Annotated in this window: 17 protein-coding genes and 3 tRNA genes; 16 read left to right on the top strand and 4 right to left on the bottom strand. The window is 72.0% G+C overall.

Features of this window, described 5'->3' with window-relative positions; genetic code table 11:
- Entirely contained in the window at positions 1 to 624 is a 624-nt protein-coding gene (locus NYO98_RS08050; RefSeq protein WP_268111062.1) for a hypothetical protein, read from the top strand.
- A gap of 17 nt (positions 625 to 641) precedes the next feature.
- Here the strand turns inward: NYO98_RS08050 and NYO98_RS08045 are convergent, their stop codons facing one another.
- Complete coding sequence (locus NYO98_RS08045; RefSeq protein WP_268111060.1) at positions 642 to 1,433, bottom strand: IclR family transcriptional regulator; 792 nt, start codon at positions 1,431 to 1,433, stop codon at positions 642 to 644.
- A gap of 136 nt (positions 1,434 to 1,569) precedes the next feature.
- Between NYO98_RS08045 and NYO98_RS08040 the strand changes: the two genes are divergently transcribed.
- From NYO98_RS08040 to NYO98_RS08020, 5 genes are all read left to right on the top strand, one after another.
- Complete coding sequence (locus NYO98_RS08040; protein WP_268111059.1) at positions 1,570 to 2,949, top strand: MFS transporter; 1,380 nt, start codon at positions 1,570 to 1,572, stop codon at positions 2,947 to 2,949.
- Entirely contained in the window at positions 2,946 to 4,565 is a 1,620-nt protein-coding gene (locus NYO98_RS08035; RefSeq protein ID WP_268111058.1) for an arylsulfatase, read from the top strand. The genes NYO98_RS08040 and NYO98_RS08035 overlap by 4 nt, the downstream gene beginning before the upstream one ends.
- A gap of 313 nt (positions 4,566 to 4,878) precedes the next feature.
- Positions 4,879 to 6,564 carry a CHAP domain-containing protein gene (locus NYO98_RS08030; RefSeq protein WP_268111057.1) on the top strand — a complete coding sequence of 562 codons (1,686 nt, stop codon included), beginning with the start codon at positions 4,879 to 4,881 and terminating at the stop codon, positions 6,562 to 6,564.
- A gap of 133 nt (positions 6,565 to 6,697) precedes the next feature.
- On the top strand, positions 6,698 to 8,977 hold the full coding sequence (locus tag NYO98_RS08025; protein WP_326494424.1) for a catalase: 2,280 nt from the start codon (positions 6,698 to 6,700) through the stop codon (positions 8,975 to 8,977).
- A gap of 171 nt (positions 8,978 to 9,148) precedes the next feature.
- Entirely contained in the window at positions 9,149 to 10,222 is a 1,074-nt protein-coding gene (locus NYO98_RS08020; protein WP_268111056.1) for a GDSL-type esterase/lipase family protein, read from the top strand.
- A 158-nt stretch (positions 10,223 to 10,380) separates the two neighbouring features.
- Here the strand turns inward: NYO98_RS08020 and NYO98_RS08015 are convergent.
- The 3 genes from NYO98_RS08015 to NYO98_RS08005 all read right to left on the bottom strand — a co-directional run bounded on the left by NYO98_RS08015 (position 10,381) and on the right by NYO98_RS08005 (position 10,656).
- A tRNA-Val gene (locus NYO98_RS08015) sits at positions 10,381 to 10,455 on the bottom strand.
- Between the two features lie 21 nt (positions 10,456 to 10,476).
- Positions 10,477 to 10,547 (bottom strand) — tRNA-Cys (locus NYO98_RS08010).
- 36 nt (positions 10,548 to 10,583) lie between these two features.
- A tRNA-Gly gene (locus tag NYO98_RS08005) sits at positions 10,584 to 10,656 on the bottom strand.
- A gap of 151 nt (positions 10,657 to 10,807) precedes the next feature.
- On the opposite strand from NYO98_RS08005, the gene NYO98_RS08000 reads away from it, so the two are divergent.
- The 10 genes from NYO98_RS08000 to gltB all read left to right on the top strand — a co-directional run bounded on the left by NYO98_RS08000 (position 10,808) and on the right by gltB (position 22,153).
- Positions 10,808 to 11,635 carry an aminotransferase class IV gene (locus tag NYO98_RS08000; protein WP_268111055.1) on the top strand — a complete coding sequence of 276 codons (828 nt, stop codon included), beginning with the start codon at positions 10,808 to 10,810 and terminating at the stop codon, positions 11,633 to 11,635.
- 64 nt (positions 11,636 to 11,699) lie between these two features.
- Complete coding sequence (gene hisI / locus NYO98_RS07995) at positions 11,700 to 12,062, top strand: phosphoribosyl-AMP cyclohydrolase (RefSeq protein WP_268111054.1); 363 nt, start codon at positions 11,700 to 11,702, stop codon at positions 12,060 to 12,062.
- Positions 12,055 to 12,702 (top strand): Trp biosynthesis-associated membrane protein, encoded by a 648-nt coding sequence (locus NYO98_RS07990; protein ID WP_268111053.1) that lies wholly within the window; start codon positions 12,055 to 12,057, stop codon positions 12,700 to 12,702. Before hisI ends, NYO98_RS07990 begins: the two co-directional genes overlap by 8 nt.
- Before the next feature lie 53 nt (positions 12,703 to 12,755).
- On the top strand, positions 12,756 to 12,956 hold the full coding sequence (locus tag NYO98_RS07985) for an HGxxPAAW family protein (protein ID WP_268111052.1): 201 nt from the start codon (positions 12,756 to 12,758) through the stop codon (positions 12,954 to 12,956).
- A gap of 81 nt (positions 12,957 to 13,037) precedes the next feature.
- Complete coding sequence (gene trpC / locus NYO98_RS07980) at positions 13,038 to 13,835, top strand: indole-3-glycerol phosphate synthase TrpC (RefSeq protein ID WP_268111051.1); 798 nt, start codon at positions 13,038 to 13,040, stop codon at positions 13,833 to 13,835.
- 2 nt (positions 13,836 to 13,837) lie between these two features.
- Entirely contained in the window at positions 13,838 to 15,148 is a 1,311-nt protein-coding gene (gene trpB / locus NYO98_RS07975; protein WP_268111440.1) for a tryptophan synthase subunit beta, read from the top strand.
- The gene (trpA, locus tag NYO98_RS07970; RefSeq protein WP_268111050.1) at positions 15,145 to 15,948 is read left to right on the top strand and encodes a tryptophan synthase subunit alpha; all 804 of its coding nucleotides are present in this window, start codon (positions 15,145 to 15,147) and stop codon (positions 15,946 to 15,948) included. The genes trpB and trpA overlap by 4 nt, the downstream gene beginning before the upstream one ends.
- Positions 15,938 to 16,534 carry an SCO family protein gene (locus tag NYO98_RS07965; protein WP_268111049.1) on the top strand — a complete coding sequence of 199 codons (597 nt, stop codon included), beginning with the start codon at positions 15,938 to 15,940 and terminating at the stop codon, positions 16,532 to 16,534. Before trpA ends, NYO98_RS07965 begins: the two co-directional genes overlap by 11 nt.
- 8 nt (positions 16,535 to 16,542) lie before the next feature.
- A complete protein-coding gene (gene lgt, locus NYO98_RS07960) occupies positions 16,543 to 17,460 on the top strand; it encodes a prolipoprotein diacylglyceryl transferase (RefSeq protein WP_268111048.1) in 918 nt (305 codons plus the stop codon).
- 151 nt (positions 17,461 to 17,611) lie between these two features.
- The gene (gene gltB, locus NYO98_RS07955) at positions 17,612 to 22,153 is read left to right on the top strand and encodes a glutamate synthase large subunit (RefSeq protein WP_268111047.1); all 4,542 of its coding nucleotides are present in this window, start codon (positions 17,612 to 17,614) and stop codon (positions 22,151 to 22,153) included.
- The last annotated feature ends 39 nt before the right edge of the window (positions 22,154 to 22,192 follow it).

The following is a 22,192-nucleotide window of genomic DNA, read 5'->3' as shown; positions in this document are numbered from 1 at the left end:
GTGATCGCCTCGCACCGCCACCGCTTCGTCTTCGTCAAGACCCGCAAGACCGCCGGCACCAGCCTGGAGATCGCGCTGTCGCGCCACTGCGGGCCGGCCGACATCGTCACCCGGATCAGTCCCGAGGACGAGGAGCTGCGCGCCGCCGCCGGGGGAGTGGGTCCCCAGAACGACGACACCGAGCCCAGCTCGTACGCCCACATGGGTGCCCGCCGCGTCATCGAGGTCATCGGGCGCGAGACCTGGGACGACTACTTCACGTTCGCGGTCGAGCGGAACCCCTTCGACGTGGTCGCCTCGTCCTACCGCTACAGCGCCCGCAAGCCCACCTTCACCAAGACCTTCGCCGAGTTCGTGCGCACCCCGAAGCGGATGGAGCGCCTCGCCCTCAACGAGCGCCTCTACCGGCTCGACGGCCGCGTCGTCGTCGACCGGGTGTACCGCTACGAGGAGCTGCCGAAGGCGGTCGCGGACGTCTCCGCGCGGCTCGGCATCGCGCTCGACCTGCCCCACGCGAAGCAGGGGAGCGGTCCGCACTACCGCGAGCTCTACGGCCCCGGCGACGCCGAGATCGTGGCGGAGCGCTTCCAGAAGACCATCCAGGAGTTCGGCTACGAGTTCTAGCCCCTTTGCTGTCCCGGTCAGGACGGCCGGTGGCCGAGGCGCCCGGAGATCCGGGCCGCCGCGTCCCGGAGCAGCGGCAGCAGCTCGTCCATCCGGTCGGCGGGCAGCCGCTCGGACGGGGCGGTGATCGAGAGCACCGCGGCCAGCGCCCCGTCGGCACCGTGCACCGCCGCCGACATGGTGTGCACGCCCTCGATGGTCTCCTCGAACGCCCGCGCGTGGCCCGTCCGCCGCACCTCCTCGACCTGGCGGCGCAGCTCGTCCGGCGCGGGAGGGTTCACCGGCGCGATGTCGGTGTGCTCGCGGTCGTCGAGGACGCGCACGATCTCCTCGTCGGGGCGCGCGGCGAGCAGCAGGCGGGCCGGGGCGCCGAACCACAGCGGCAGGGGGCGGCCCACGTGGAAGCGTGCGCTGAGGCGGCGCTCGGGCTCGACCTGCTCGACGTGGACCAGCCGGTCGCCGTGCCCCACGGACAGGCCCACGGTCTCGCCCACCTCTGCGGCGAGGTCGGTCATCGGGCCGATCGCCGCGGCGTGCAGGCTGAGCCCGCGCTGGTACGCCGATCCCAGCGCGAGGGTGCGCGGACCGAGGCCGAAGCGCCGGGTCGCCGGGTCCCGCACCGCGAGGTCGACGGCCTCCAGCTCCACCAGGATCCGCTGGACGGCCGACTTGGACAGCCCGGTGCGCTCGGCGATCGTGCGCACGCTCGGCGGGGCGGTCTCGGCGGCGAGCAGGTCGAGGACGGCGACCGCGCGACGCAGCGACCCGCGCTCCTCCCCACGACTCGCCGGGACGGGTGACAGGTCCACGCAGGCACTCCTCGGTCGGTGACAGGGGATGGCAGGCACTCCTTGACACCTGCCCTCAGGCGCGCAAACACTGTCCGCGGTGTCCCACTGAGGGGAGCACTGTCCCACGGATCGGGACACAACGCAAGGAGATGACATGTCGCAGCCGGACACGACGGCCCCTGCCGGACCGGACTCCGCACGGGACGAGGCCGAGATCCGCCGGGTGGCCGGCGCGAGCCTGCTGGGCTCGGTGGTCGAGTGGTACGACTTCTTCCTCTACGGGACGATGGCCGCGCTGGTCTTCAACAGCCAGTTCTTCCCGACCTTCGACCCGCTGGTCGGCACCATGATCTCCTTCGCGACCTTCGCCGCCGGCTTCGTCACGCGCCCGCTCGGCGGCTTCATCTTCGGCCACTTCGGCGACCGCATCGGGCGCAAGCGGATGCTCGTGCTGACCATGCTCATCATGGGCCTGTCGACCTTCGCGATGGGCCTGCTGCCCACCTACGCCTCGATCGGCGTCGCGGCGCCCATGCTGCTGCTCGCCCTGCGGATGCTGCAGGGCATCGGGCTCGGTGGCGAGTGGGGCGGCGCCGTCCTGCTGTGCGTCGAGCACGCGCCGGACGACCGTCGCGGCTGGTTCTCGTCCTGGCCCCAGCTCGGCGTGCCGATCGGCCTGCTGAGCTCGACCCTCGCGGTGACCGCGGTGACGCGGCTGCCCGAGGAGGCGTTCGAGTCGTGGGGCTGGCGCGTGCCGTTCCTCGTCTCGATCGTGCTGGTCGTCGTCGGGCTGGTGGTCCGGCTCAGGATCGACGAGCCGCCGGCGTTCAAGGAGATCGAGGAGGCCGACGCCACGGCCTCGCTCCCGCTCGTCGAGGTGTTCCGCAACCACCCCAAGGTCACCCTGCTGGCGATGGGGGCGCGGGTCAGCGAGAGCGTCACGTTCAACATCTACAACGCCTTCCTCGTCACCTACACCGTGACCGTGCTCGGCCTCGCCGCCTCGGTGGTGCTCGATGCCCTGCTGGTCGCCTCCGTCGTGGGCTTCGTCGCGATCCTGGTCTCGGGCCGTCTCTCCGACCGCTTCGGCCGCCGTCCCGTCTTCGCCAGCGGCGCGGGGCTGGCCCTGGTGAGCGCCGTGCCGATCTTCGCGCTGGTCAACACCGAGAACGCCGTGCTGATCACCCTCGGCGTCGTCGTCGGGTGGGGCCTGGCCGCCTGCATCATGTTCGGACCCGAGGGCGCGATGTTCGCCGAGGTGTTCCCCACCCGCGTGCGCTACTCCGGGATGAGCGCGGTCTACCAGATCGGCGTCATCCCGACCGGCGCCGTCGCGCCGCTCATCGGCACCTCGCTGGTCAGCGCGTGGAGCGGCTCGGTGTGGCCGGTGGCGGTCTACGTGATGGCGATGGCCGCGATCTCGCTCGTGTCGGTGTTCTTCCTGCCCGAGACCCACCGCCGCGACCTGCGTGACGCGACGGCGTACGACACCACGCGCGAGCAGGCCCTCACCGGGTCGGGAGCGCGGCGATGAGCGCGCCCGACGGCCGCCCCGACGTCCTCCTGATCCTGGCCGACGACATGGGCTTCTCCGACATCGCCTCCTACGGCGGGGAGATCCGCACGCCGTCGCTCGACCGCCTGGCCGCGGGCGGCGTCCGGATGACGCAGTTCTACAACACCGCCCGCTGCAGCCCGTCGCGTGCGTCGCTCATGACCGGGCTGCACCCGCACCAGGTGGGGATCGGCATCCTCAACTTCGACGACGCCCCCGACGGCTACCCGGGCGACCTCAGCGAGGAGTGCGCCACGGTGGCCGAGGTGTGCCGCGAGGCCGGCTACGCCACCTACCTCTCGGGCAAGTGGCACCTCGCCGTCGACATGGACGAGCCCAACCCGGCGTGGCCCACGCGTCGCGGCTTCGACCGCTTCTTCGGCACGCTCGAGGGGGCGGGGTCGTTCTACCGCCCGCGCACCCTCGTGCGGCAGGAGACCAACATCGAGCACGAGGCGGAGCAGGCCGGCTGGTTCTACACCGACGCCATCTCCGACACCGCGGTGGAGTTCCTCGCCGAGCACGAGGAGGAGCGCGGCGACGACCCCTTCTTCCTCTTCCTCTCCTACACCGCGCCGCACTGGCCCCTCCACGCGCACGAGGAGGACATCGCGTCCTACGCCGGCCGCTTCGACGCGGGCTGGGACCAGCTCCGCGAGGAGCGGCTCGAGCGCCTCGTCAAGGAGGGGATCATCGACCCGACGTGGCCGCTCACGCCTCGCGACGACCGCGTCCCGGCGTGGGAGGAGGTCGTCGACCGCGAGTGGGAGGCCTCCCGCATGGCGACGTACGCCGCCCAGGTCGACCGGATGGACCAGGGCATCGGGCGGGTCCTCGACCAGCTCGAGGCCACCGGCCGCCTCGACAACACGCTCGTGGTGTTCCTCTCCGACAACGGCGGGTGCGCCGAGGAGATGCCGCCGGGGGAGGGGGCCCGCGAGTTCGTGACGGCCTTCGTGCCGTTGCAGGAGACGACGCGCGAGGGCGACCCGGTGGTGCCGGGCAACGACCCGTCGCTGCGCCCCGGCCCCGAGTCGACGTACATGTCCTACGGCCGGTCGTGGGCGAACCTCTCCAACACACCGTTCCGGGAGTACAAGCACTGGGTGCACGAGGGTGGGATCTCGACCCCGTTCATCGCGCACTGGCCGGCCGGGCTGCCGACCGACGGCTCGCTGTGCCGCGTCCCCAGCCAGCTCGTCGACGTGCTGCCCACCATCGCCGACGCGGCGCGCGCCGGCTACCCGACGCAGCGCAACGGCCGCGACGTGCCGCCGGTGGAGGGCGTGAGCCTGCTGTCCGCCCTGCGCGGCGCCCGGGAGGAGGGTGAGCGCGAGCTCTTCTGGGAGCACGAGGGGAACTGCGCCGTACGCCGTGGCCGCTGGAAGCTGGTCCGCACGCACCGTGGCCCGTGGGAGCTCTACGACATCGAGGCCGACCGCACGGAGCTCGACGACCTGGCGTCGGTGCACCCGGACCTCGTGGTGACCCTGGCTGACGCCTGGCAGGCCTGGGCGGACCGCTGCGGGGTCATCCCGCGCGAGACGGTCCTCGCGCTCTACGCGGCCCGCGGGCACGGCCTCCCGGAGGAGTAGCGCCGACGCCGTGAGGGCAGCGGGCGACCACCACGGGGGTGTGGTCGCCCGTTCGCGTCTGTCCGAGGACGGCCCTGCCGGCGCCGCGTCACAGCACGGGCCGGCAGGGCCTCGACCGAGGCCCCACGCACTCGATCTGTCCGGCAGGTGCGCGTCAGGGGATCCTTGATACATCGGCCCACCCCTACGGCGGTGACGGCACGCAGGCGGACGAGACCGCGGTCACACCCCGAGCCTGCCGGAGAGAATTACACGTTTGATCTTTGTCCATCGGCGTGGCGGCCTTGACTTTTGACTCATACGATCGCTTCTCGTGCACCAGCAGTCACATTCGCCACACTCGTCACAGGAGCGACTCGCGCCCCCGTCAGCCCTCCGACAGGTCGTACGACGTGCGACCCGCACGGCGACGCTGCTCACCGGGCTGCTCGCCCTCGTCCTGCTGGTGGTGCCCACCACGGCCGGTCGCATCAGTCTCGCGTCCTCGACCTACCTGTGCACCGGTTACCAGGGCTGCGCGGCCGCCGGCTACGGCGACGGCGGCTACCGGCAGGCCTCCTCGACGATGTACTGGCGGATGTACGCGGGGCACAACTGCACCAACTACGTGGCGTACCGGCTCATCCAGTCGGGCATGCCGGACGTCCGGCCGTGGGAGGGCAGCGGCAACGCCTCGAACTGGGGCGTGGCGATGGCCTCGATCACCGACCAGGTCCCCACTGTCGGCTCGATCGCCTGGTACAAGCCCCACGTGACGCCGGCGGGCTCGGCCGGCCACGTCGCCTACGTGGAGCAGGTCGTCTCCGAGACGGAGATCATCGTCTCCGAGGACTACTGGGGTGGCGACTTCTACTGGCGCCGCATCACCAAGACCGGCGGCGGCTGGCCGAGCGGGTTCATCCACTTCAACGACCGCGTGGTGCAGCCGACGTCGCCCCCCACCATCGCCGGTTCGCCCATGGTCGGCGCACCACTCGAGGTCGCGGCCGGCGCGTGGTCCCCGGCGCCCACCAGCATCACGTACCGCTGGCTCGCGGACGGCGCGGAGATCCCTGGCGCCACCGGCCCGAGCTACGTGCCCACGCCCGACGTGAAGGGCAAGGCCCTGACCGCCGAGGTGACGGCCCAGCTGAGCGGCTACACCCCGGGTGAGGCCGCGCTCGCCACCGCCCCCGTGGCGCCCGGCACCTTCCAGAAGACCCAGCTGCCGACGATCCAGGGCACCCCCGAGGTCGGCACCACGCTCTCGCTGACCCCGACGGGGTGGGCCCCGCAACCCGCGAAGGCCAAGACCCAGTGGTACGCCGACGGCGCCCCGCTGCCCGGCGCGACCGGCTCGACGCTGACCCTCACCCGGGACGAGATCGGGAAGAAGATCAGCGCACGCGTCACGGCGAGCTCGAAGGGCTACAAGAAGTCGAGGTCGACCGCGCCGGAGACCGCACCCGTCCTCGCCAAGCCGGTCACGCTCACCCGCGCGTCGCGGGTCAAGGGCGCCACGCAGGTCGGCAGCCGTCTCGTGGTGCGACCCGGCAGCGCCAAGCCGAGTGACGCCTCGCCCACCTACCGCTGGCTGCGCGACGGTCGACGCATCGCCAAGGCGACGCGCCCCACCTACACGGTCCGTCGCGGGGACATGGGCCACGCCCTGTCCGTCGAGGTCACGTGGAACCGGCGCAACTTCAGCGCCACGACGGAGACCCTTGCCGTCCCTGCGGTCACGACCGTCCCGACGGTGCGGGTCCGGCCCGAGGCCACGCGTCGACGGGTCGTCGTCGACGTCCGCGTCAAGGCCGTCGGAGCCCCGAAGCCGGCCGGGGCGATCTCCGTCAGCGTCGGAGGGCGCACGGTCGAGGGCCAGGTCGTCGACGGCCGGGCGCGCCTCGTGGTCCGGGACGTCCGGCCGGGCACGAAGCCCGTGGTCGTGCGCTATGCCGGCACCGACGTCGTCCAGGCCGCCGTGTCCCGCACGGAGGTGACGGTGCCGCGCGGGAAGTGACCGTGGCGGCTGACGCCAGGTCGCGGGCCCCGCGCGGGGCGCTGCGCGCGGGTCCTCCGGGGCTCGGCGCGGGCGCATCGCCGCGGGCGGTGCGGGTACGGGGGCCTCCCGCACCCCATCTCGAGGAGCCCGCATGAGCCCAAAGAAGTCCGCAGCCACGAAGCCCGCCGGCGCGGCGAAGAAGGCCGCTGGCAAGGCGGTGAGGGCCGCGGAGGCCGTCGCCGACGCCGTGTCGCTCACGGACAAGCCCGTCCCGGGCGCTCCCGGCAGCGAGCCGCCGACGCTGGAGGAGCCGACCGCCCCGCGTGAGGTGCCGCCGCCGAAGCCGGACCAGCAGCAGCCCACGCCCATGTCGCCCACCGGCGCGCCGAGCGCCGACCCGTCCGCCGCGAACGCCCAGCAGGGCGCCTACCTGACCACCGCGACCGGCGTCCGCATCGGCGACAGCGACCACTCGCTCAAGGCAGGACCGCGCGGTCCGACCCTGCTGTCGGACCACCACCTGCGCGAGAAGATCATGCACTTCGACCACGAGCGCATCCCCGAGCGCGTGGTCCACGCGCGCGGAGCCGGCGCCCACGGCGTGTTCGTCGCGAACGGCGCCGCGTCGGAGGTGAGCCGTGCGGCCGTCTTCGGCAAGGGCGTCGAGACCCCGGTCTTCGTGCGCTTCTCGACCGTGCTGGGCTCGCGCGGCTCCGCCGACACGGTCCGCGACACCCGCGGCTTCGCCACGAAGTTCTACACGACCGAGGGCAACTGGGACCTCGTCGGCAACAACATCCCGGTCTTCTTCATCCAGGACGGGATCAAGTTCCCCGACGTCGTCCACGCGGCCAAGCCGCACCCGGACCGCGAGATCCCGCAGGCCCAGAGCGCCCACGACACCTTCTGGGACTTCGTCTCCCTTCACACCGAAGCCCAGCACCACACCCTGTGGAACATGTCCGACCGGGGCATCCCGCGCAGCTACCGCACGATGGAGGGGTTCGGGGTCCACACGTTCCGGCTGGTCGACGCCGACGGCGGCACGACGCTGGTCAAGTTCCACTGGAAGCCCAGGCTGGGCGTCCACTCGCTCGTGTGGGAGGAGGCGCAGCTGCTCGGCGGCCTGGACCCGGACTTCCACCGCCGTGACCTCTACGACGCGATCGAGTCCGGTGCCTTTCCCGAGTGGGACCTGGGCATCCAGACCTTCCCGGACACGCCTGACCAGATGTTCGAGGGCATCGACCTGCTCGACTCGACCAAGCTGGTCCCCGAGGAGCTCGCGCCCGTCCAGGTGATCGGCACGCTCACGCTCAACGGGAACCCGACCAACTTCTTCGCCGAGAGCGAGCAGGTCGCCTTCCACACCGGGCACCTCGTCCCCGGCATCGACGGGACCGACGACCCCCTGCTGATGGCCCGCAACTTCTCCTACCTCGACACCCAGCTGACACGGCTGGCCGGGCCGAACTTCAACCAGATCCCGATCAACCGCCCGCACGCCCCGGTCAACGACAACCACCGCGACGGCTACCACCAGCAGGCCGTCCACGGGGGCGTCGCGCCGTACGGGCCGAGCTCGCTCGACGGCGGCTGCCCGTTCGTCGCGGGAGCCGACGAGGGCGCGTTCGTCGACGTGCCGGTCACCGTGCCGGAGGCGTCGAAGGTGCGCGAGAACCCCGCGACGTACGACGACCACTTCAGCCAGGCACGCCTGTTCTGGACGAGCATGACCCCGGTCGAGCAGGAGCACATCGTCGCGGCCTACGGCTTCGAGCTGGGCAAGTGCTACGAGCAGGCGATCAAGGAACGTCAGCTGCTGGCGCTCGCCAACATCGACGACGAGCTGTGCGCCCGGGTGGCACAGGGCCTCGGTCTCCCCGCCCCGGAGCGGACGGTGCACTACGACGAGCCCGACCCGAGCCCGGCCCTGTCGCAGGTGGGAGAGACCTGGCCCACAGACGGGCGGACGGTCGGCATCGTGGTCGATCCCGACGGCGACCTCGAGTCGGTCGCCCGGCTGCGGGAGACCCTGCTGGAGGCCGGCCTGCTGCCCCTCCTCGTCGGCCCGCACGGCGGCGACCTGGGCGACGGCCTGGTGGCGCAGCGGACCTTCGCCACCGCCCGCTCCGTGGAGTACGACGCCGTGGTCGTCGCCGGCGCCGCACCGCCCGCACCGGACGCCGTACCCGCGCGCGACACCGAGGCGGGCGCGGCCACCGACCCCCGGGTCGAGCTCCTGGTCGAGGAGTGCTTCCGCCACAGCAAGGCGGTGGCGGCCGTCGGGGACGGACGGGCGGTCCTCGACGCGCTCGGCGTCGGCGGGGCCGGGGTGACGACGGGGGACACGGGCGCGGACGTCGCGGACGACCTGCTGACCCTGCTGTCGGCGCACCGCGTCTGGGAGCGCTTCGGCACCACTGTGTGACCCGAGATGCACGAGAGGCCGGACCTGGTGGGAGCCGGCCTCTCGTCGTGCCGGAGCTGGTGGCACCGACGTGTATCTGTGACCTCGCCCGGCGGAGGTTGGGCACGGCGATGCGGTCCAGCTCGAGATCTTGACCTAGCATCGGCGGCACAAGATCGGGGGATCTGCGTGATGAAGTTCATGACGGCCGCCGTGGCCGCTCTCGTCGCGTCGCCGCTCCTGCCTGCTCTACCCGCGCACGCTACACCGGCGCCTTCTCGTGTCCTCATCGTCGGTGATTCGGTCACCCAGGGCCGCGACGGCGACTACTCGTGGCGCTACTTCGCTTGGCAGCGGCTCGCCGCCGGGAGCGTTGATTTCGTCGGACCGCGGCGCGGCACCTACCTCGACGCCGACGCGTGGGGCGGCTCCTACGCCGACCCGAACTTCGACCAGGATCACGCCGCACGCTGGGGGCAAGCGATGTGGCAACCACTCGACTTCCCCGATGACCGGTCGCCGGCCATCGGCGACCTTGTCGCGGCTCACGACCCTGACGTGATCGTCGAGGCGCTCGGCATCAATGACATCGCGTGGGCGCAGATGAGCGCTCAGCGGATGTCGGATCAATTGCGTCGATTCGTTGCCCAGGCCCGCGCGGTGAAGCCGGATGTCGACGTGGTGCTGGGTGGGGTGCCGCAGGAGTGGATCGGTGACGCGGGGGCCTACAACGATGTGCTCCCGGGGCTCGCCGCCGAGTTGTCGACGGACGAGTCTCGGGTCGTCGCGGCCTCGGTGCCGGTCTTCGTCGAGGGCGTCGACACGTGGGACTTCGCTCACCCGTCCCGGCCAGGCGAGGAGAAGCTGGGCGCGTCGTACGCCGACGCGATCGCTTCGCTGATTGCTGCTCCTGTTCCGACGCCAATTCCCACGCTTGGGCCGACCACTGGTCCCGCGCCCGTCCCTGCTCCGACACAACCTGCGCCCGCCCCAACTCCGCCGGACGCCACGCCGAGCACGCCAGCCGCGATGCCGGTTGCTGGCGCGCCTCGCAAGGTGCGAGCGGTTCGGACCGCACCGAGGCGGATCGTGGTGACCTGGCGGGCAGGCACGCAGGTCGAGCACTACGTCATCAGGTGTGGCCGGGTGGCGAAGACGTCGACGGGTCGGCGTGCCGTGCTGCGCGCGAGGGCGGCGACGTGCTCGGTGCGGTCGGTGAACGCTGCCGGGGTGTCTGTGTGGGTGAAAGTACGCGTCAGGAGCTGACCCCGCTGCGCGTTGGGTGAGACGCGCTGGCTGGCGGAGCAGCCGCGCTCGATCTCGGCAGCCCCATGCCGGGGGACGCTCGGCCTCACGAGGTCGTCGTGGGTGACCCGAGATGCACGAGAGGCCGGCTTCCGATGGAAGCCGGCCTCTCGTCGTGCTGGTGGGCGATACTGGGTTTGAACCAGTGACCTCTTCCGTGTCAAGGAAGCGCGCTACCGCTGCGCCAATCGCCCAAGTCTTGAGTTGTCACTGCGAGGTGGGTACGGGATTTGAACCCGTGTAGACGGATTTGCAGTCCGTTGCCTCGCCTCTCGGCCAACCCACCGTGGAGGTTCCGGAAATGAACGGGGGAGACCTTCCGAGCGGACAACGAGACTCGAACTCGCGACCTCAACCTTGGCAAGGTTGCGCTCTACCAACTGAGCTATGTCCGCCTGCATCCCTGGCCGTTTCACCGGCCCTGAGTGCGAGTGGAACAGTAGCCCATGGCCGACGCGGCGCCAAAATCGCCCCCCTGACCAGGGTGTCCCACCCGTCCCACTGGCCCCCGCCCGGCGCCCTGGAGGGCGCCCTAGAGTTGGCGCCATGCGCGCGTGGATCGACGGTGACCTCCTGGCCGACCCGACCCGGGGGGCCGTCGCGGTCACCGACCACGGCTTCACCGTGGGGGACGGGGTCTTCGAGGCGGTGAAGACGCTGGACGGCGTGCCCTTCGCGCTCACGCGGCACCTCGCCCGGCTCGAGCGGAGCGCCGCCGGCCTCGGGCTGCCGGCTCCCGACCTCGACGACGTACGACGTGGGGTCGCGGCCGTGCTCGACGGTGCGCACGACGACCCGATCGGGCGGCTGCGGGTCACCTGGACGGCCGGACCGCACCCGATGGGGTCCGGGCGCGGTGGGGGACCGGCGACGCTCGTCGTGGCATACAGCGCGATCGAGCACGCGGCCCCGGAGACGGCGGTCGTCACCGTCCCGTGGACGCGCAACGAGAACGGCGCCACCGCCGGGCTCAAGACCACGTCGTACGCCGAGAACGTGGTCGCGCTGGCGCACGCCAAGGAGCGCGGGGGGACGGAGGCGGTCTTCGCCAACACGGCCGGCAACCTCTGCGAGGGCACCGGCTCCAACGTGTTCTACGTCCTCGACGGCGAGCTGCGCACCCCGAGCCTGGCCTCGGGCTGCCTGGCCGGCATCACCCGCGAGCTGGTGCTCGAGTGGTGCGGCGCCGTCGAGGTCGACGAGCCGCTGGCGGACGTCCGGGACGGCGCGAGCGAGGCGTTCCTGGTCTCCACGACCCGCGACGTCCAGGCCGTCGCGCGGTGGGACGACCGCGTCCTGCCCGCACCCGGACCCGTCACCCGGCGCTGTGCCGAGACGTGGGCCGCCCGCGAGGCTGAGACGATGGACCCGTGAGTCTCACCCCACGACCTTCTTCTCCTCCGCTGCGCTCCCCCGAACAACGCCGCGGGGGCCCCGAGTGAATCCCACCCCCTCGCCGCTCGAACCCGACCTCGCGGCCCGGTTGCATCGCACGGCCGAGGGCCTCGTGCCCGTCGTCGTGCAGCAGCAAGGATCCGGCGAGGTCCTCATGCTCGCCTGGGTCGACGACGAGGCGCTGGCCCGCACCATCGACACCGGGCGGGCGACGTACTGGTCGCGCTCGCGCCGTGAGTACTGGGTCAAGGGCGACACGTCCGGCCACGTGCAGTGGGTCAAGGAGGTCCGCCTCGACTGCGACGGCGACACGCTCCTGTTCGTGGTCGACCAGGTGGGCGCCGCGTGCCACACCGGTGACCACACGTGCTTCGACGCCGACCTGGTGCACCGGGTCGATGGCTGAGCCCGCGACGGACGCCGAGGTGCGACCCGCGAGGGCGCGACGCACCTTCGGCCCCGTCGTCGCCCTGGGCCTCGCGTCCGCCGGGCTGGGGGCGTGGGCCGGCACCAAGCCGTGGGTCGACGGGGCGGGAGCCGACGCGGTCACCGACGGGCCCTCGGCCGCCGGCGCCGCCACGTCGTGGGCCGAGGTGGCCTCCTCGCCCCTGGCCACGGCCCTGGCCTTCGTCGTCATGGCCTGCTGGGGCGTCCTGCTGGTCACCCGCGGGCGGTTCCGCCGGGGCGTCGCGGCGCTCTCGGTGCTGGCCGGCCTCGGCTACGCCGCCACCGTGGCCTGGGCGCCGTTCACCCTCCCCGACCACCTCGTCGAGCAGGTGCGCCGGCGCACGGGCGCCACGCTCGACGACACGTCGCTGACCGGCTGGTTCTGGCTGGCGGCCGTCGCGGCGCTCCTGGTGGTCGCCTCGACCGTCCTGGCCCTCCGGCTGGTCCGCACGTGGCCCGAGATGGGCTCGAGGTACGACGCCCCGACCGGTGCACGTTCCAGCGGCGACGCCGACGCGGCGGCGGGCCCGGCCGGGCGCCCCACGGAGAACATCGACATCTGGAAGGCCCTCGACGAGGGCCACGACCCGACCGCCTAGACTCGTCGCGCACACCGCTCGACCCGAGTTCGACCGACGAAGGAGCTCCGACGATGGCTGCTGGCCACGGCAACACCCCCGCTGCTTGGACCGCTGTGGCGATCGCGATGCTCGGCTTCGTCGTGGGCAGCGTGGCCCTGCTGCAGGTCCCGACCCAGATGACGCTGCTCTGGATCGGCATCATCATCGCCGTCGTCGCGTTCCCGCTGTTCCTCGTGCTGTCCAAGCTCGGCTTCAACTCCTCCGAGCACTGAGCGGCGCGGCCCGCCGCGGGGCAGGTCCGTCCACTGGGCACCGCCCCCGGACGGACTGGGCCCGGGTGAGAGGCTGAGGGCATGCCAGCGACCGGTTCCGTCCTCGACGACATCGTCGCGGGGGCCCGCGAGGACCTCGCCCGCCGCGAGTCGTCCCTCCCGCTCGGCGAGCTCCGCGCGCGCCTCGCCGACGCCCCGCCGCCGCGTGACCCCATGCCGCACTTCCGTGCGAGCGGGTCGAGCGTGATCTCGGAGGTCAAGCGGCGCAGCCCCAGCAAGGGCGCCCTCGCCGACATCCCCGACCCGGCGTCCCTGGCGCGGGCCTACGCCCGCGGTGGCGCCGCGGCGATCTCCGTGCTGACCGAGGAGCGACGCTTCGGCGGCAGCCTCGACGACCTGCGCACCGTGCGGGCTGCCGTGGAGACGCCGATCCTGCGCAAGGACTTCATCGTCGAGGGCTACCAGCTCGTCGAGGCCCGCGCGGCGGGCGCCGACCTGGCGCTGCTGATCGTGGCCGCGCTCGACGACGACACCCTCCGTCGGCTCCACGACGAGGCGGTGGCCCTGGGCCTGACCGTCCTGGTCGAGGTGCACGACGAGGCGGAGGCCGAGCGTGCGCTGGCGCTCGACGCCGAGCTGATCGGCGTCAACAGCCGCAACCTCAAGACCCTCGAGGTGGATCCCGACGTGTTCGGGCGCCTCGCCCCCCAGATGCAGGGCCAGGCGGTCCTCGTCGCCGAGAGCGGCATCACCGGTGTCGCCGACGTCCAGCGCTTCGTCTCCGAGGGAGCAGGCGTGGTGCTGGTCGGCGAGGCACTGGTCAAGGATGGCGACCCGGAGGCCGCCGTACGAGCGATGACAGGAGTGACGGCACCGTGAGCGTGCAGTCGAGCGTGACGAGTGGGACCGGCAGGTACGACGCCGACGAGCGCGGCTACTTCGGTGACACGTGGGGCGGGCGCTTCATGCCCGAGGCCCTCGTGGCCGCGCTCGACGAGCTGACCGAGGCCTGGCAGGACGCGATGGCCGACGCTGCGTTCGTCGCCGACTTCGAGCGGGTGCTGCGCGAGTACGCCGGCACGCCGAGCCGGCTCTACCACGCCGAGCGGCTCTCCGAGCTCGTCGGTGCCCGTGTGCTGCTCAAGCGCGAGGACCTCAACCACACCGGCGCCCACAAGATCCGCAACGTGCTCGGCCAGGCCCTGCTCACCAAGCGGATGGGCAAGTCACGCGTCATCGCCGAGACCGGGGCGGGGCAGCACGGTGTCGCCAGCGCCACCGCGGCCGCGTGGTTCGACCTCGACTGCACCGTCTACATGGGCGCGGTCGACACCCGCCGCCAGGCGCTCAACGTCGCCCGCATGCAGCTCCTCGGCGCGAAGGTCGTCCCGGTCGAGTCCGGCAGCGCGACGCTGAAGGACGCGATCAACGAGGCGCTGCGCGACTGGGTTGCCAGCGTCGACCACACCGCCTACCTCTTCGGCACCGCCGCCGGGCCGCACCCGTTCCCGAGCATGGTGCGCGACTTCTGCCGCGGCATCGGCGACGAGGCCCGCGCCCAGTGCCTCGAGCAGTACGGCGTCCTCCCGGACGCCGTCGCGGCGTGCGTGGGCGGTGGCTCCAACGCCATCGGCCTGTTCACCGCGTTCCTCGAGGACGAGGGCGTGGAGATCCACGGCTTCGAGCCCGGCGGGGACGGCGTCGAGACGGGTCGCCACGCGGCGACCATCCACGCCGGCGAGGCCGGCGTGCTGCACGGTGCCCGCACCTACGTGCTCCAGGACGAGGACGGCCAGACCATCGAGTCGCACTCGATCTCCGCCGGCCTCGACTACCCCGGGGTCGGTCCGCAGCACTCGTGGCTGGCCGCGGCCGGTCGGGCGACGTACACCCCCGTCACGGACGCGCAGGCGATGGACGCGATGGCGCTGCTCAGCCGCACCGAGGGGATCATCCCCGCCATCGAGTCGGCCCACGCGGTCGCCGGCGCCCTCGACGTGGCCAAGCGGCTCGGCGAGGAGAAGGGTCCCGACGCGACGGTGATCATCAACCTCAGCGGTCGGGGCGACAAGGACATGGGCACGGCCATCGAGTGGTTCGGCCTCGGCGACGCCGACAGCGGCCCGGACGCCGACCTCGAGCAGGTGGAGGCCGACGTCGCGTCCGAGGTGGACACGGAGGCGCAGCAGTGACCTCGACCAGCACCGCGTTCGCACGGGCGAGGTCCGAGGGCCGTGCCGCCCTCATCGGCTACCTCCCCGCGGGCTACCCCTCCGTCGAGGGCTCCATCCGGGCCATGCGCACGATGGTCGAGGCCGGCTGCGACGCGATCGAGATCGGGCTTCCCTACAGCGACCCGGTCATGGACGGGCCGACGATCCAGGCGGCGGCACAGGCCGCGCTCGACGGCGGCGTCCGCACCGCCGACGTGATGCGCGTCGTCGAGGGGGTCGCCGAGACGGGCGTGCCCACCCTCGTGATGACCTACTGGAACCCCGTCGAGCGCTACGGGGTCGAGCGGTTCGCCACCGACCTCGCCGGAGCCGGCGGTGCCGGCCTGATCACCCCGGACATCACCCCCGACCACGGCTCGGCGTGGATCGCCGCGGCCGACGAGCACGACCTCGACAAGGTGTTCCTCGTCGCGCCGAGCTCGACCGACGCGCGCATCGCCATGACCGCCCGCGAGAGCCGCGGCTTCGTCTACGCCGCCGCCGTCATGGGCGTCACCGGCGCGCGTGAGGCGACGTCCGACCTCGCCGGTCCGCTGGTGGGACGGGTCCGCGCCGCGGGCGACGTGCCGGTGGCGGTGGGCATCGGGGTCAGCAACGGTGACCAGGCGGCCGAGGTGGCCGCGTTCGCCGACGGCGTGATCGTCGGATCGGCCTTCGTCCGCTGCCTGCTCGACCACGAGGGCGACGAGGCCGCGGGCCTCGAGGCGCTGCGCAGCCTGACCGCCGACCTCGCGGAGGGCGTACGACGTGCGGGCTAGGGCACTCGCCGCCGTCCCGCTGCTCGCACTCCTGGCGGCCTGCGGCGGGGGAGCGGAGTCCGCCGAGCCCACCGGCACCGTCCTCGACCCGCCGTTCGAGGTGTCGTCCACCCCGCTCGTGGACACCGACGGAGCCGCCTTCAGCCTGGCCGACGACACCGACAAGGACCTCACCCTCGTCTTCTTCGGCTACACCAGCTGCCCGGACATCTGCGGCCAGGTGATGGCGACCCTCGCCGGGACCCTCACGCGGTTCGACGAGGAGCAGAAGGAGCGGCTCGACGTCGTCTTCGTGACGACCGACCCGGCGCGCGACGACGAGGCGGTGACCGAGGACTACGTCAGCGCGTTCGACCCGAGCATCATCGGCCTCACCGGCGAGCTCGACGACATCGTGGAGGTCGGCGAGAGCCTCGCCGTCGGGATCGACAAGGGCGACAAGCTGCCCAGTGGGGGCTACGACGTCACCCACGGCACCCGCGTCTACGCGATCGACAGCGACGACCAGGCGCCGATGATGTGGGACCACGACGTGTCACAGGCCCAGCTGGCCCGCGACGTGACGATGTTGCTCGACGAAGGATGATGCTCCCCATGCTGACCGTGCCGGCCGTCGTCGGATCGCCCCTCGTGACCCTGATGTCCATCCCGAGCCCCGCCGACGGCGTGTGGAACCTCGGCCCCCTTCCCATCCGCGGCTACGCGCTGAGCATCATCCTCGGCATCGTGCTCGCCATCTGGATCGGCGAGCGGCGCTGGGTCGCCCGCGGCGGCACCGCCGGCGAGGTCAGCGACCTGGCGATCTGGGCGGTGCCCTTCGGGCTGGTCGGCGGTCGGCTCTACCACGTCATCACCGACTGGCAGCTCTACTTCGGCGAGGGCCGCAACCCGGTCACCGCGCTCTACGTCTGGCGCGGCGGCCTCGGGGTGTGGGGGGCGATCGCCCTCGGCGCCGTCGGGTTGTGCATCGGCGCCCGGCTGAAGGGGATCAAGCTGCTGCCCCTGGTCGACGCGCTCGCCCCCGGCGTCCTCGTGGCGCAGGCGGTCGGGCGCTGGGGCAACTGGTTCAACCAGGAGCTCTACGGCCGCCCGACCGACCTCCCGTGGGGCCTGGAGATCGACGTCGCCCACCGGCCGTCGCAGTACCTCGACCAGGCGACGTACCACCCGGCGTTCCTCTACGAGTGCCTGTGGAACCTCGCCGCCTTCGCGCTCATCATCTGGCTCGACCGCCGCTTCCGCCTCGGCCACGGCCAGGTGGCGGCGCTCTACGTGATGCTCTACACGCTCGGTCGCGGCTGGATCGAGAACCTCCGCATCGACGACGTGCAGATGGACGACGTCATGGGGCTGCGGCTCAACGTGTGGACCTCCATCGTGCTGTTCGTCCTCGCGGCCGCCTGGTTCATCTGGTCGGCCGTCCGACACCCCGGCCGTGAGGACGTGGTCCGCACCCGGGAGCCCGATGGCTCGCCCGCCGGGAGCGAGCACTCCACCGGTCCCACGGCCTGACACACGGGGCGCCGGCGGCTCCCGCCGGTGATAGGTTCCGTCTTGCTCGGGCCAACGTCGTCCCCAGCGGTAACTTCCACCCCCTCGCCCGTCGTGGACCCAGCGAGACCAGGTCCGCGACGCGCGGAGACGACGACGGGAGAATGCCTCCATGCACGCATTCCCGCCGAGCCAGGGTCTCTACGACCCTCGCCACGAGAAGGACGCCTGCGGTGTCGCCATGGTGGCGACCCTGACCGGTGAGGCCAGCCACGACATCGTGGCCAAGGCGCTCACCGCCCTGCGCAACCTCGACCACCGCGGCGCCGCGGGCGCCGAGGTGAACTCCGGCGACGGCGCCGGGATCCTCATGCAGGTGCCGGACGCCTTCCTCCGCGAGGTGGTGGACTTCGAGCTGCCGCCCGCGAGGGCGTACGCAGTCGGCACCGCGTTCCTGCCCGGTGACGCCGAGGCGGTGGCCAAGACCCGCCAGCGCATCGAGGAGATCGCCGACGAGGAGGGCCTCACGGTCCTGGGGTGGCGCGAGCTGCCGGTCGACGACAGCACGCTCGGCGCGACCGCGCGCAGCGTGATGCCGAGCTTCGCTCAGGTGTTCGTGGCGGGCCGGGGTGCCCGGGTGAGCGGCATGGCGCTGGAGCGGCTGGCCTTCTGCCTGCGCAAGCGTGCCGAGTCCGAGACCGACGTGTACTTCCCCTCGCTGTCCTCGCGCACGCTGGCCTACAAGGGCATGCTCACCACCGACCAGCTCGACCGGGTCTTCCCCGACCTGACCGACGAGCGCGTCGCCTCCGCGATGGCGGTCGTGCACTCCCGCTTCTCCACCAACACCTTCCCGAGCTGGCCGCTGGCCCACCCGTTCCGGTTCATCGCCCACAACGGCGAGATCAACACCGTGATGGGCAACCGCAACTGGATGCGCGCCCGCGAGGCGCTCCTCGAGAGCGACCTGATCCCCGGCGACCTCGAGCGGCTCTTCCCGATCTGCACGCCCGGCGCGTCCGACTCCGCGTCGTTCGACGAGGTCCTCGAGCTGCTGCACCTGGCCGGTCGCTCGCTGCCGCACGCGGTGCTGATGATGATCCCGGAGGCCTGGGAGAACCACCGCGAGATGGATGCCAAGCGTCGCGCGTTCTACGAGTTCCACTCGATGCTGATGGAGCCGTGGGACGGGCCGGCGTGCGTGGTCTTCACCGACGGCACCCAGATCGGCGCCGTGCTCGACCGGAACGGGCTTCGCCCCTCGCGCTACTGGGTCACCGACGACGGGCTCGTCGTGCTCGCCTCCGAGGTCGGCGTGCTCGACCTCGACCCCGCCACGGTCGTCCGCAAGGGCCGCCTGCAGCCGGGCCGGATGTTCCTCGTCGACACCGAGGAGCACCGGATCATCGAGGACGAGGAGGTCAAGAGCCAGCTCGCGGCGGAGCAGCCGTACGACGAGTGGCTGCACGCCGGGCTGGTCCACCTCGACGACATCGACGACCTCGAGCACATCGTGCACACGCACGCCTCGGTCACCCGCCGCCAGCAGGTCTTCGGCTACACCGAGGAGGAGCTGCGGGTCCTGCTGACCCCCATGGCGAACACCGGGGGAGAGGCGCTCGGCTCGATGGGCACGGACACGCCGATCGCCGCGCTGAGCGAGAAGCCGCGGATGCTGTTCGACTACTTCTCCCAGCTGTTCGCCCAGGTCACCAACCCGCCGCTCGACGCGATCCGCGAGGAGCTCGTCACCTCGCTCAGCGGGTCCATCGGTCCCGAGGCCAACCTGCTCGAGCCCACCCCCGCGTCGTGCCGCCAGGTCGTGCTGCCCTTCCCGGTGTTCTCCAACGACGACCTGGCCAAGATCCGCCACATCAACCGCAACGGCGACATGCCGGGCTTCCAGGTGCACATCGTCCGTGGCCTGTACGACGTCGAGGGCGGGGGAGCGGCCCTCGAGGCCCGCCTCGACGAGCTGTGCGCCGAGGTGTCGGCGGCCATCGCCGACGGGGCGCGCATCATCGTGCTCTCCGACCGGCACTCGACCGCCGAGCTCGCGCCCATCCCGTCGCTGCTGCTCACCGGCGCGGTCCACCACCACCTGGTCCGGGAGAAGACCCGCACCCGGGTCGGCCTGCTGGTCGAGGCCGGCGACGTCCGCGAGGTCCACCACGTGGCCCTGCTGGTCGGCTACGGCGCGGCGGCGGTCAACCCCTACCTCGCCATGGAGTCGGTGGAGGACCTCGCCCGCGAGGCCTACTACGTCAAGGTCGACCCCGAGAAGGCCGTCGCCAACCTGATCAAGGCGCTCGGCAAGGGCGTGCTCAAGGTGATGTCGAAGATGGGCGTCTCGACGGTCGCGTCCTACACCGGCGCGAAGATCTTCGAGTCGGTCGGCCTGTCGCAGGCCGTCATCGACCGCTACTTCACCGGCACGGCCTCCAAGCTCGGTGGCATCGAGCTCGACACGATCGCCGAGGAGGTGGCGCGCCGGCACGCGACGGCGTACCCCCGCAAGGGCATCGCCCCCGCGCACCGCGAGCTGACGATCGGTGGCGAGTACCAGTGGCGCCGCGAGGGCGAGCCGCACCTCTTCGACCCCGAGACGGTCTTCCGGCTCCAGCACTCCACCCGCACCGGCAGCTATGACATCTTCAAGCAGTACACCGACCGGGTGAACCAGCAGTCCGAGCGGCTGATGACGCTGCGCGGGCTCTTCACCTTCAAGGACGGCGTCCGCGAGCCCGTCGACATCGACGAGGTCGAGCCCGTCTCGGAGATCGTCAAGCGCTTCTCCACCGGCGCGATGTCCTACGGCTCGATCAGCCAGGAGGCGCACGAGACCCTCGCGATCGCGATGAACCGGCTGGGCGGCAAGTCCAACACCGGCGAGGGCGGCGAGGACCCGGACCGGCTCTACGACCCCGAGCGCCGCTCGTCGATCAAGCAGGTCGCGTCGGGCCGCTTCGGCGTCACGTCGGAGTACCTCACGAACGCCGACGACATCCAGATCAAGATGGCCCAGGGGGCCAAGCCCGGCGAGGGCGGGCAGCTGCCCGGCCACAAGGTGTACCCGTGGGTGGCCAAGACCCGGCACTCGACGCCAGGGGTGGGCCTCATCAGCCCGCCGCCGCACCACGACATCTACTCGATCGAGGACCTGGCCCAGCTGATCCACGACCTCAAGAACGCCAACCCGTCGGCGCGCATCCACGTGAAGCTCGTCTCCGAGGTCGGCATCGGCACCGTCGCGGCCGGCGTGTCCAAGGCGCACGCCGACGTCGTGCTGGTGTCCGGGCACGACGGTGGCACCGGCGCGTCGCCGCTCACGTCGCTCAAGCACGCCGGCGGTCCGTGGGAGCTCGGCCTCGCCGAGACCCAGCAGACGCTGCTGCTCAACGGGCTGCGCGACCGGATCGTGGTGCAGGCCGACGGCCAGCTCAAGACCGGGCGCGACGTCGTCATCGCCGCGCTGCTCGGCGCGGAGGAGTACGGCTTCGCGACCGCGCCCCTCGTGGTGAGCGGCTGCATCATGATGCGCGTCTGCCACCTCGACACCTGCCCGGTCGGCGTCGCCACCCAGAACCCGGTGCTGCGCGAGCGCTTCAGCGGCAAGGCCGACTACGTCGTGAACTTCTTCGAGTTCATCGCCCAGGAGGTCCGTGAGCTGCTCGCCGAGCTCGGCTTCCGCAGCCTCGCCGAGGCGGTCGGCCAGGTGGGCACGCTCGACGTGGCCGGTGCCGTCGACCATTGGAAGGCCTCGGGCCTGGACCTCACGCCGATCCTCCACCAGGCCTCGGCCCACGGTGAGTTCGGCCAGTTCGAGGACCAGGACCTGCGCAACACCAAGACGCAGGACCACGGCCTGGCCAAGGCGCTCGACAACGAGCTGATCGCGATCGCCGCCCCGGCGCTCGAGAGCGGCGAGCCCGTGCGCGCCCAGGTCGCGATCCGCAACGTCAACCGCACCGTCGGCACGATGCTCGGCCACGAGGTCACCAAGCGCTACCGCGGCGACGGCCTCCCGGACGGCACCATCGACATCACCCTCACCGGCTCGGCCGGCCAGTCCTTCGGTGCGTTCGTGCCGCGCGGCATCACGCTCCGTCTGGAGGGCGACGCCAACGACTACGTCGGCAAGGGCCTCTCCGGCGGCCGGCTGGTCGTCCGGCCCGACCGCGCCGCCACGTTCGACGCGGCCGAGCAGATCATCGCCGGCAACACGATCGGCTACGGCGCCACGGCCGGCCAGATCTTCCTGAGCGGTCGGGTGGGCGAGCGGTTCTGCGTGCGCAACTCGGGCGCCACGGCCGTCGTCGAGGGAGTCGGCGACCACGGGTGCGAGTACATGACCGGCGGCGTCGTCGTCGTCCTCGGCCCCACCGGGCGCAACTTCGCGGCCGGCATGTCGGGTGGCTACGCCTTCGTGCTGGACCTCGACGAGCAGCGGGTCAACCCCGAGCTGGTCGAGCTCGCCCCGGTGACCGGCAAGGCCGCCGACGAGCTCAAGGCCCTGGTCGAGCAGCACGCCGAGGAGACCGGCTCCGCGGTCGCCACCGCGCTGCTGGCCGACTGGGACGCCTCGCTCGCCCGCTTCACCGAGGTGATGCCGAGCGACTACAAGCGCGTGCTCGAGGCGCGCGAGGAGGCGCTGGAGGACGGCCTCAGCGAGGACGAGGCCGCCGCCCGGATCATGGAGGTGCTCCATGGCTGAGCGGACCGCACCCCGCACCCACCCGACGACCCCCCACCG

Origin of the sequence: Nocardioides pini, from assembly GCF_026712185.1 — a bacterium.
GTDB classification, from domain to species: Bacteria; Actinomycetota; Actinomycetes; order Propionibacteriales; family Nocardioidaceae; genus Nocardioides; species Nocardioides pini.
The sequence above is the reverse complement of the archived record's forward strand: the minus strand, read 5'-3'. Positions and strand labels throughout refer to the sequence as shown.

Bases quoted from the DNA above. Each gene is read 5' to 3' on its own strand.
- NYO98_RS08040 (WP_268111059.1), top strand. From the start codon at position 1,570: ATGTCGCAGCCGGACACGACGGCCCCTGCCGGACCGGACTCCGCACGG.
- NYO98_RS08035 (WP_268111058.1), top strand. From the start codon at position 2,946: ATGAGCGCGCCCGACGGCCGCCCCGACGTCCTCCTGATCCTGGCCGAC.
- NYO98_RS08025 (WP_326494424.1), top strand. From the start codon at position 6,698: ATGAGCCCAAAGAAGTCCGCAGCCACGAAGCCCGCCGGCGCGGCGAAG.
- NYO98_RS08020 (WP_268111056.1), top strand. From the start codon at position 9,149: ATGAAGTTCATGACGGCCGCCGTGGCCGCTCTCGTCGCGTCGCCGCTC.
- NYO98_RS08000 (WP_268111055.1), top strand. From the start codon at position 10,808: ATGCGCGCGTGGATCGACGGTGACCTCCTGGCCGACCCGACCCGGGGG.
- NYO98_RS07990 (WP_268111053.1), top strand. From the start codon at position 12,055: ATGGCTGAGCCCGCGACGGACGCCGAGGTGCGACCCGCGAGGGCGCGA.
- NYO98_RS07985 (WP_268111052.1), top strand. From the start codon at position 12,756: ATGGCTGCTGGCCACGGCAACACCCCCGCTGCTTGGACCGCTGTGGCG.
- trpC (WP_268111051.1), top strand. From the start codon at position 13,038: ATGCCAGCGACCGGTTCCGTCCTCGACGACATCGTCGCGGGGGCCCGC.
- lgt (WP_268111048.1), top strand. From the start codon at position 16,543: ATGCTGACCGTGCCGGCCGTCGTCGGATCGCCCCTCGTGACCCTGATG.
- gltB (WP_268111047.1), top strand. From the start codon at position 17,612: ATGCACGCATTCCCGCCGAGCCAGGGTCTCTACGACCCTCGCCACGAG.